Genomic DNA, 3,432 nt, shown 5'->3' on the forward strand with positions numbered 1-3,432 from the left:
ATTGACAACGCACACCAGCGGATTCCCCTGACTGTCCCAGCGGGTGAAGGACAGCGTGTTCCGGGTTCCGTCATTGGCATCCAGCCATTCGAACCCTGCCGGATCGTTGTCGCGGGCGAACAGCGCCGGCGTCTCCCGGTAGACCTCGTTGAGGTTCTTGACCAGCAGCTGGAGCCCCTGGTGCTCGGGGTACTCCGTGATCCACCAGTCCAGGCCCTTGGATTCGGACCATTCCGGACCTTGGCCGAACTCGGTTCCCATGAAGATGAGCTGCTTGCCCGGGTGGGCCCACTGGAATGCCAGGTAGGCCCGCAGATTGGCGAACTGCTGCCAGCGGTCGCCGGGCATCTTGTGCAGCATCGATCCCTTGCCGTGGACAACCTCGTCATGGCTGATCGGCAGCAGGAAGTTCTCGGTGAAGGCGTAGATCATCGAGAAGGTGATCTTGTTGTGGTGGTACATGCGGTGCATCGGGTCTTCCGCGATGTACTCCAGGCTGTCATGCATCCAGCCCATGTTCCATTTCAACCCGAATCCAAGGCCGCCTGAGCTCGTGGCCCGGGTAACGCCGTCGAACGCTGTGGATTCCTCCGCGATGGTGACGATGCCGGGCACCCGCTTGTACGCCGTGGCGTTGACCTCCTGCAGGAAAGAGATAGCCTCCAGGTTCTCGCGGCCGCCGTGGATGTTCGGGTACCACTGTCCCTCTTCGCGTGAATAGTCCCGGTACAGCATGGAGGCGACGGCGTCCACGCGCAGGCCGTCGATGTGGAACTCCTCCAGCCAGTACAGCGCGTTGGCCACCAGGAAGTTGCGCACTTCGCGCCGGCCGAAATCAAAGATCAGCGTGCCCCAGTCCGGGTGCTCGCCCAGGCGCGGGTCGGCGTGCTCGTACAGCGGCTGGCCATCGAAGCGCGCCAGCGCCCAGCTGTCCTTCGGGAAGTGCGCCGGCACCCAGTCCATAATGACGCCGATGCTGGCCTGGTGCAGTTTGTCGACCAGGTACTTGAAGTCGTCCGGATGCCCGAACCGCGACGTCGGTGCATAGTAGGACGTCACCTGGTAGCCCCAGGACCCGCCGAACGGGTGCTCGGCCACCGGCATCAGCTCCACGTGGGTGAAGCCCTGTTCCTTGACGTAGCCGACCAGTTCTTCGGCCAGTTCGCGGTAGCTCAGGCCCATCTTCCACGAGCCCAGGTGGACCTCGTAGACGCTCATCGGCGAATTGTGCGGGTCCCTCGCCGACCTGGCCTTCATCCATTCCTGGTCCGCGAAGGTGTAGTGGGATTCCACCACTCGGGAACCTGTCAGCGGCGGCACCTCGGTATAGCGGGCCATCGGATCCGCCTTCTCATGCCAGTGCCCGTCCTTGCCCAGCAGTTCGTACTTGTAGATGGCGCCCGCCGCGACCTCGGGAATGAAGATTTCCCAGATGCCCGAACTGCCCATCGAACGCATCGCGTGATGCACGCCGTTCCAGCCGTTGAAGTCGCCCTTGACCCGGACCGCCTGCGCGTTCGGGGCCCACACCGCGAAGCTGGCACCGGTGATCTCGCCCAGCATGGAGTTGTAGCGGCGCAGGTGCGAGCCAAGGACGGTCCACAGCGTTTCATGGCGGCCTTCGGCGATCAGATGCAGGTCCACTTCGCCCACGGTCGGCAGGAACCGGTACGGATCGTCCACGGTCTCCGGCGTCCCGGTGTAGTCCACTTCCAGCCGGTAGTCCGGAACGTGGCCTTCGTCTTCAGCCGGCAGCGCGCCGACCCAGATGCCGTTGTGCTCATGGACCAGCGACAGGCGGGCCGTCGGCGTGATGACGGTGACGCTGCGGGCCAGCGGGCGGAGTGTACGGAAGGTAACCGTTCCGGCGTCGTCCAGGTGTGCGCCCAGCACGGCATGCGGCTGGTAGTAGCGCCCATCGGCGACGGCCGCCAGGGTGTCGTGCGGCACCCGCATTGGCTCCCGGCCGCCGTCGGAAACTCCGGTTGCGCCCGAAACGGTATTTCCATGCTCTGTCACTGCAGTGCCCCCTTTGGGTTGGGTGTCGGAGTGTCCGCCGGCCCGCAGGGCCTGGCGCACGGCACCGACCGGAACGCCGACCCAGGTGGGCCGGTTCCGCATTTCATAAACCACTTCGTACAAGGCCTTATCCAGCCACAATCCCACGAACAGCGGGTCCGCCGTGTCCACGCGCTGGCCGGTCTCTTCTTCATAACCGCGCAGGAACGCGGCGCTGGCGGCCGCGGCCCAGGCCCGGGCTTCGTCGGCGCGGCTGTCTCCGTTCCGCTCCGGGGCCGCATTGATGACGACGCCGGCGGCATAGTCGAAGGAACGCAGCATGCCCACCACGTCGCGCAGCGCAACATCGGGCAGGCTTCGTTCGGCGGTGGGCCGCAGCGGTTCGCCCTCGAAGTCGAGCACGACCCAGCCGCGATCGGGCGAATGCAGCACCTGGCCCAGGTGGTAGTCGGCATGGATGCGCTGCAGCGGCGGCAGTTGGTCCAGGGACCGCAGCTTCTCCACTGCGCTCCGTACCTGCTCGTCATACGGGCCGACGGTCTCCCGTGCCTCGTCCCAGGCCCATTCGATGCGCTGGATGAGCGCCTCGAGGAATTCCTTGCGTTCCGGTCCGCTGGCCGTCGTTGTACCCATGGCACCGGCCAGCTGGCGGTGGATGCGGCCGGTCACCCGCCCGAGTTCGGCCGCCTCGGCGGTAAAGTCCGTGCCGTCCAGGGCCGCGGTCGATGCCGTCCGCCAGGCGTCCGTGCTCCCTACGAGGAATTCGCGCAGCACACTCAGATGCCCCGTGACGGTCCCGTCCGCGGCCGAGGGATCGTCCCAGCCGCCCGTCACCCAGCCGAAGGTGACGGGAACGTCGGTGGAGCCGGCGTCGGTGAGCCGCGCATTGATTTCGACGTCGGGGCTTTCGCCGACCGCCAGCGTGCGGAAGAACTTGAGGATGACCGACCCGCGCCGGCTGTCCACCACCACCGAGGTATTGGACTGCTCCCCGCCGAGCACCGCCGATTCCAGCGGTTCGGCGAAGGCCGGCCACTGCTGGAAGCCGCTTTCGGCGTGGCCGCTGCAGCGGCCGTCCGCCGTCGTGGCCGCGGTGCGCATCAGTTCCAGCCAGGCGGCGACGAAGGCTGGATCGTAGGCGCCGTCATAAACCCAGCAGTGCCCCAGATCCTGGTGCTCCGCCTCGCCGACCAGTGCGCCGCCGTCGATGCCCTGCAGCGGCTCGCGGCGGAAGCTGAGCGGAATATTGACGACGACGGTGCGTCCCGCTGATTCGACCGCAGCCAGATGCACTTCCAGTCCGGTGTTGCCGGCCGGGTCCTGCAGCCGGATCCCGCCGACCCGCGTCAGGGTAAAGTCCTGCCCCGTCGCCGGGAACCAGCGTTGCCGCGCCAGCCACGGCGTCAGCAGGTC

1 protein-coding gene is annotated in these 3,432 nt (G+C 66.6%); it reads right to left on the reverse strand.

Going from position 1 to position 3,432, the window contains the following annotated elements:
• On the reverse strand, nt 1-3,429 hold a 3,429-nt coding region (gene glgB / locus AC5RW2_RS41625), incomplete at its 3' end, for a 1,4-alpha-glucan branching protein GlgB (RefSeq protein WP_494075327.1).
• Nucleotides 3,430-3,432 lie beyond the last annotated feature (3 nt).

It is taken from the genome of Arthrobacter sp. B0316-1-20 (assembly GCF_059091865.1).